The sequence below is a fragment of the Microbacterium sp. genome (genome assembly GCF_051953575.1).
In the GTDB taxonomy this organism is placed as follows: domain Bacteria; phylum Actinomycetota; class Actinomycetes; order Actinomycetales; family Microbacteriaceae; genus Microbacterium.
Genome location: NZ_JBQCIP010000082.1, coordinates 1 through 6,685, shown reverse-complemented (window position 1 = coordinate 6,685; position 6,685 = coordinate 1). Strand labels below are relative to the sequence as shown.

The 6,685-nt window shown below is 72.0% G+C and carries 6 protein-coding genes and 1 pseudogene; 5 read left to right on the top strand and 2 right to left on the bottom strand.

What is annotated here, in order from left to right; genetic code table 11:
- The 5 genes and pseudogenes from ACTHNQ_RS05860 to ACTHNQ_RS05840 form a co-directional block, all read left to right on the top strand.
- A pseudogene (locus tag ACTHNQ_RS05860) lies at window positions 1-390 on the top strand (potassium-transporting ATPase subunit B); the annotation flags it as partial.
- Window positions 391-410: 20 nt separating this feature from the next.
- Window positions 411-1,025, top strand: a complete 615-nt coding sequence (kdpC, locus tag ACTHNQ_RS05855; protein ID WP_440331938.1) for a potassium-transporting ATPase subunit KdpC — start codon at window positions 411-413, stop codon at window positions 1,023-1,025.
- 91 nt (window positions 1,026-1,116) lie between these two features.
- On the top strand, window positions 1,117-3,639 hold the full coding sequence (locus ACTHNQ_RS05850) for a DUF4118 domain-containing protein (RefSeq protein WP_440331936.1): 2,523 nt from the start codon (window positions 1,117-1,119) through the stop codon (window positions 3,637-3,639).
- A complete protein-coding gene (locus ACTHNQ_RS05845) occupies window positions 3,636-4,331 on the top strand; it encodes a response regulator (protein ID WP_018173804.1) in 696 nt (231 codons plus the stop codon). The genes ACTHNQ_RS05850 and ACTHNQ_RS05845 overlap by 4 nt, the downstream gene beginning before the upstream one ends.
- 2 nt (window positions 4,332-4,333) lie before the next feature.
- Complete coding sequence (locus ACTHNQ_RS05840; RefSeq protein ID WP_440331934.1) at window positions 4,334-5,296, top strand: DUF389 domain-containing protein; 963 nt, start codon at window positions 4,334-4,336, stop codon at window positions 5,294-5,296.
- 10 nt (window positions 5,297-5,306) lie between these two features.
- Here ACTHNQ_RS05840 and ACTHNQ_RS05835 read toward each other — a convergent pair whose 3' ends face one another.
- Both ACTHNQ_RS05835 and ACTHNQ_RS05830 read right to left on the bottom strand, forming a co-directional pair.
- Entirely contained in the window at window positions 5,307-5,969 is a 663-nt protein-coding gene (locus tag ACTHNQ_RS05835; RefSeq protein ID WP_440331932.1) for a flavin reductase family protein, read from the bottom strand.
- 106 nt (window positions 5,970-6,075) lie between these two features.
- Window positions 6,076-6,685, bottom strand: a 610-nt coding sequence (locus ACTHNQ_RS05830; protein WP_440331930.1) for a TerC family protein, incomplete at its 5' end; no start/stop codon positions are given.

The following is a 6,685-nucleotide window of genomic DNA, read 5'->3' as shown; positions in this document are numbered from 1 at the left end:
GACCCGACGAAGCTCATCGACATCGTGCGCATCGGCAAGCAGCTGCTCATCACGCGCGGCGCGCTCACGACGTTCTCGCTCGCGAACGACGTCGCCAAGTACTTCGCGATCATCCCCGCGATGTTCATGGGGGTCTTCCCCGGCCTCGCGGCGCTCAACGTCATGCAGCTCAGCTCGCCGGCTTCCGCCGTCACGAGCGCCATCATCTTCAACGCGATCATCATCGTCGTGCTCATCCCGCTGTCGCTGCGCGGCGTGAAGTACCGCCCGGCGAGCGCGTCGCAGATCCTCAGCCGCAACCTGCTCGTGTACGGGCTGGGCGGCGTGATCGCCCCCTTCATCGGCATCAAGCTCATCGACCTCGTCGTGAGCCTCATCCCCGGCTTCTGAGCGACGCCAAGGAGACCTCAATGTCCACTCCCACCCGCACCACCTTGCGCACCACGGGCGTCGCCCTTCGCGCGATGCTCGTGTTCACCCTCGTGCTGGGCGTCGGCTACACGCTGCTGGTCACCGGCATCGGGCAGCTCGCCCTCCCGTGGCAGGCGAACGGCTCGGCCGTGCAGAACGCCGACGGCGACACCGTGGGCTCGGCGCTCATCGGCCAGTCGTTCGCCGACGCCGACGGCAACGCGCTGCCGCAGTACTTCCAGCCGCGTCCGTCCGCCGCCGGCGACGGCTACGACGCCGGCGCCTCGAGCGGATCCAACCTCGGCCCCGAGAACCCCGACCTCGTCTCGGCGATCGAGCAGCGCCGCACCGCGATCGCCGAGCGTGAGGGCGTGGATCCGTCGCAGGTGCCGGCCGACGCGGTCACGGCGTCGGGCTCGGGCCTCGACCCCCACATCAGCCCCGCATACGCGCTGCTGCAGGTGCCGCGGGTCGCCGAGGCGCGAGGCCTCGACGAGGCCGCGGTGCGCGAGGTCGTCGAGGCGCACATCCAGCAGCGCGACCTCGGCTTCCTCGGCGAGCCGCGCGTGAACGTGCTGGAGCTCAACCTCGCGCTCGACGCCCTGGGCTCATGATCCGAGCCAGGGTGGCGGCATCCACTCCCTCCCGAGGGGCGGGGGCCGCGACACGTCACGGGGCGGCCGCGACACGTCATAAGGTGACCACATGAAGCGCGGCAGGCTGCGAGTGCTGCTGGGCGCCGCGCCGGGCGTCGGCAAGACGTACGAGATGCTCGAAGAGGGCCGACGTCTGGCCGAGGACGGCCGCGATGTCGTCATCGCGGTCGTCGAGACCCACGGCCGCGCCGCGACCGCCGCCCTGACCGAGGGGCTCACCGTCGTGCCGCGCACCACGGTGAGCCACCGCGGTGTCGAGCTGACGGACATGGACCTCGAGGCGGTGCTGGAGCGGTCCCCCGAGATCGCCCTCGTCGACGAACTCGCCCACACCAACGCGCCCGGCCTGCTCCACACCAAGCGCTGGGAGGACGTCGAGACGCTGCTGGATGCCGGCATCGACGTCATCACGACGGTCAACGTGCAGCACATCGAGTCCCTCGGCGGGGTGGTCGAGAAGATCACGGGGGTCCCGCAGCGCGAGACGGTCCCGGATGCCGTCGTCCGGGCCGCCGACCAGGTCGAGGTCGTCGATCTGTCGCCGCAGTCGCTGCGCGACCGGCTGTCGGCCGGGCTGGTCTACCCCGCCGAGCGGATCGACGCGGCACTGTCGAACTACGTCCGCCTCGGCAACCTGCCGGCGCTGCGCGAGCTCGCGCTGCTGTGGCTGGCCGACGAGGTCGACAGCGCCCTGAAGTCGTACCGGGCCGAGCACGGCATCGAGGGCACGTGGCAGGCGCGCGAACGGGTCGTGGTCGCCCTCACCGGCGGTTCCGAGGGCGAGACGCTGGTGCGCCGCGGCGCCCGCATCGCCGCGCGGTCGGCGGGCGGCGAGCTGCTGGCCGTGCACGTGTCGAGCCAGGACGGGCTGCGCTCGGGCAACCCCGGCGCGCTGGCCGCACAGCGGGCTCTCGTGGAGTCCTTGGGCGGCACGTACCACCAGGTGGTGGGCGACGACGTGCCGCGGGCGCTGGTGGAGTTCGCGCGGTCCGCCAACGCGACCCAGCTGGTCATCGGCGTCAGCCGTCGAGGCCGGCTCTCGGCCGCCCTCACCGGGCCGGGAATCGGCGCCACCGTCATCCGCGAGTCCGGCGACATCGACGTGCACATCGTCACGCACTCGGCGGCAGGGGACCGGTTCACGCTCCCCCGGCTGTCGGGCGGCGCGCTCAGCGTCAAGCGCCGACTGCTGGGGTTCGCGCTGGCCCTCGTCGGCGGACCGCTGCTGACGTGGCTGCTCGTCACGATCCGCACCGATGAGACGATCACGAGCGATGTGCTCGCCTACCAGCTGCTCGTGGTGCTCGTCGCCCTGGTCGGCGGCATCTGGCCCGCGGTCTTCGCCGCCGTGATGTCGGGGCTGACGCTCAACTACTTCTTCACCCCACCGCTGTACACGGTCACCGTCGCCGATCCGAGGAACGTCTGGGCGCTGATCCTCTACGTGGTCATCGCCGTGCTCGTGAGCTTCGTCGTGGACCGTGCCGCGCGGGCCGCGCGCGCCGCGCGGCGCTCCGAGGCCGAGGCGGAGCTGCTCGCGAACGTGGCCGGCAGCGTGCTGCGCGGCGAGTCCGCCGTGCCCGCGCTCATCAGCCGCACCCGGGAGTCCCTGGGCCTTGCCGGGGTGCGCCTGATCGGCCCCGACGGAGCCGTGATCGCGACCGACGGCGAACCCGTGCGGGACGGACGCTTCGACGCCGTCACCGTCGCACGCCGCAACGGCGGGCCGCCCGCCATGCTCGAGCTGCACGGCCACGGCCTCGACGCCTCGGAACGGCGGCTCGTCGACGCCGTCGCGGCGCAGCTGTCGGCGGCGCTGGAGCACACCGACCTCACCGAGACCGCGCGCGAGGCGGGCGTGCTCGCCGAGACCGATCAGGTGCGCAGCGCCCTGCTCTCGGCCGTGAGCCACGATCTGCGCCGACCGCTCGCGGCCGCCGTCGCCGCCGTCGGCGGGCTCCGCGCCGCGGGACCGCAGCTGTCGCCCGACGACCGCGCCGAACTGCTCGCGACGGCCGACGAGTCGCTCGCCACGCTCTCGGCGCTGGTCACCGACCTGCTCGACGTCAGCCGCGTGCAGGCAGGCGTCCTCGCGGTGTCGCTGCAGCCGGTCGACAGCGCAGGCATGGTGCTGGCGGCGCTCGACGAGCTCGGCGCGGGCCCCGAGCGCTTCGAGCTGGCGCTCGACGCCGAGCTGCCGCTCGTTCGGGCCGACCCGGTGCTGCTGCAGCGGGTGCTGGTCAACGTGCTGGCCAATGCGGCGCGGCACTCCCCGCCCGACGCCCGGGTCCGCGTGTCGACCAGCCGGCTCGGCCGCACGGCCGAGATCCGCGTCATCGACCACGGCGCCGGCGTGCCGCAGCACCGCCGCGACGACATGTTCACCCCGTTCCAGAGGCTCGGCGACACCGACAACACCGCCGGCCTCGGCCTCGGACTGGCCCTGTCGAAGGGGTTCACCGAGGGCATGGGCGGTACGCTCGCCCCCGAAGACACGCCTGGAGGAGGCCTGACGATGGTCATCGCCCTGCCCGTCGACGATGCGACTGCCGGCGGCGGGAGGGTCCTGTGAAGGTCCTCATCGCCGACGACGATCCCCAGCTCGTCCGCGCCCTGCGGATCACCCTCGCCGCCCACGGGTACGACGTCGTCGCCGCGCCCGACGGCGCCGCCGCGGTCGCGCTGGCCGCGAAGGAGCACCCCGACATCGTCATGGTCGACCTGGGCATGCCGCGCCTCGACGGCGTCCAGGTCATCGAGGCGCTGCGCGGCTGGACGACCGCGCCCGTGATCGTCGTCTCGGGGCGCACCGGCTCCGCCGACAAGGTGGAGGCGCTGGATGCCGGAGCCGACGACTACGTCACCAAGCCGTTCCAGATCGACGAGCTGCTCGCGCGGCTGCGGGCGCTGTCGCGGCGAGCGGGTACGGCATCCGGCGTCCCCGTCGTGACGTTCGGCGACGTGGTCATCGACCTGTCGACGAAGACCGTGACGCGAGGCGGCGAGCGCGTGCACCTCACACCGACCGAATGGCGCATCCTCGAGTTCCTCGCGCGCAACCCGGGGTCGCTGGTCACCCGCCAGGCGCTGCTGAAAGACATCTGGGGCACCGAGCAGGTCGCCGACACGGGCTACCTGCGCCTGTACATGTCGCAGCTGCGCAAGAAGCTCGAGGCCGATCCCGGACGCCCGGCGCACCTGCTGACGGAGTCGGGCATGGGCTACCGGCTCATGGCCGACGCGCCCGCGGCCGGGATCGGCTGAGCATGCTCACCGTCCGGGTCACCGCCCCGCACGAGCTCGCGAAAGAGCTGTGCGAGCGTCTCAAGGACGAACCCACCGTCAGCGACATCGTCTACGTGCCCACGGCGACCGCCGACGGGCAGGGCGACCTCATCCACTTCGAGCTCGCCCGCGAGAACGCCAACAACATCATGCGCATGCTGCGCCACGCGGGAGTGCCCGCGCACGGCTCCATCGTGGTGAGCGAGCCGATCGCGGTGGTGTCGGATGCCGCGGCCGCTGCCGAGCGCGCGGCTCCGGGTCATCCCGCCGACGGCGTGCTGTGGGCGCAGCTCGCCGACCGCTCGCGCGAGGACGCACGGCCCTCGTGGAGCTTCTTCGCATTTCTGCTGCTGGCGACGCTCATCGCCGGGATCGGCCGGATCCTCGACCAGCCTATCCTCATCATCGGGGCCATGGTCGTCGGCCCGGAGTTCGCCCCGCTGGCCGCCATCTGCTACGCCGTGGTGCGTCGCAGGCGCGGCATCGCGGGGATGGCGTCGGTCACGCTCTTCGGCGGCTTCGCCCTGTGCGCGGCCATCGCGTGGGCGGTGTGGGCGGTCGTCTACGCGTTCGGGCTCATCACGTTCGAGCAGGCGACGACGGGTCCCTTGACCGAGTTCATCATCGCGCCCGACGTGTGGTCCTTCGTGATCGCCCTGCTCGCCGGCATCGCGGGTGTTCTGTCGCTCACGACGTCGAAGTCGTCGGCGCTCGTCGGCGTCTTCATCTCGATCACGACCGTTCCGGCCGTCGGCACGATCGGGCTCACCCTCGCCGTCGGGGCATGGGACGAGGCGCTGAGCGCGCTCACGCAGCTCGTCGTCAATCTCGCGGGGCTCTTCGTCGCCGGCATCGCGACCCTGTACGTGCAGCTGAAGATCGGGCGGCGCATCGGCCTCCGGCTGGAGGCGCGGCGAGCGCGGCGCAGCGCCGAGAACGCCTGACGTCCTCTCGTCACCCCCGGTACCACTCCTCGTCGATCGTCGACAGCCGGGACGGGTGCGCTTCGTCGCCGAGGCCGAAGAAGCGCTGAAAGCTCAGCAGGAGCGGGCGCCAGCGCAGCGGATCGATGCGGTTCGCGTGGCCGGGCAGCCGCAGCGTCTCGCGCACGTGCACGCGAGTGACGCCGACCTCGACCACGAGGACGCTCGCGTCATCGAGGGTGGGCGCGTCGCCCAGCGGGTGCATCGCGGTGACGCGACCCTCCAGGTGCACGGGCAGCTCGGCCACCCGCGGCGGCGCCACCGTCTCGGAGGCGACCGGCCGCACACCGGCCTCGGCGAACTTGTCGGCGACGTGGCGGTAGCCGGCGGCGGCCTTGCGCGGCGACACGGGCGAGCGTCCCGTCGTGAGCGCGAGCCGGTCGACGATGTCGACCTCGGCGGCCGAGGGCAGGTTGATGACGACCTCGCGGGTCGCCCTCAGGTTGCGGCCGGTCTGGCTGCGCGCCGCGACGCCCAGGACCGCGGTCTGACCGAGGAACCACACCGAGGAGTTGGGGGCGAGGTTGGGGTGCCCGTCCTCGTCGACCGTCGACAGCAGCGACACCGGGGTTCCGAAGTAGAGGATCGCGGGCGAGATCGCGACGTGGGGGTCGAGCGGGGTCAGAGTGCCCATGGGAGCCGCCTTTCGAAGGTTCGGCTCCAGTCTGGAACGCGCCCCCGCGCCCGGTCCGGCGGGAAACGGACGCCGCGTTGCCGCGGCATCCGGCCGGACCGATGCGTCAGCCCAGACCCCGGCGCTCACCCTCGGCCGAGGGCGCGGCATCCCCGTCGACGGGGCGCGACGACAGCCCGACCGCACCCGAGTGCGGGTCGTTCGAGAGCGCGGCTGCGACGGCGGCCGACTCGTCCACGTCCGGGTACTGCGGGCGCAGCTGGACGGGGTTGCGGAGGCGCTGCTCGCGCTTGGCCTTCGAGGCGGCCGCCCACAGGTTCAGGGCCTCGACGAAGATCGCGAACGCCATCGGACCGTAGATGAACGCCTTGTCGACGTGGAACCCGAAGCCCTCGGCGATGAGGAACACACCGATCAGCAGAAGGAACGACAGCGCCAGCATCTTCACCGTGGGGTGCTTGTTCACGAACGCGAAGATGAAGCGCGACGCGAAGAGCATGATGCCGAACGACAGCACGACGACCGTGATGATCACGACGAGGTTCTCGGTCATGCCGACCGCCGTGATGACGGAATCCAGCGAGAACACGAGGTCGAGCACGAGGATCTGCGCGATCACCGAGCCGAACGTCACGGCCTTGCGACCCCCGGCACCGTGCTCCTCCTCGGCGCCCTCGAGCTTGTGGTGGATCTCGGTCACGGCCTTGTAGACGAGG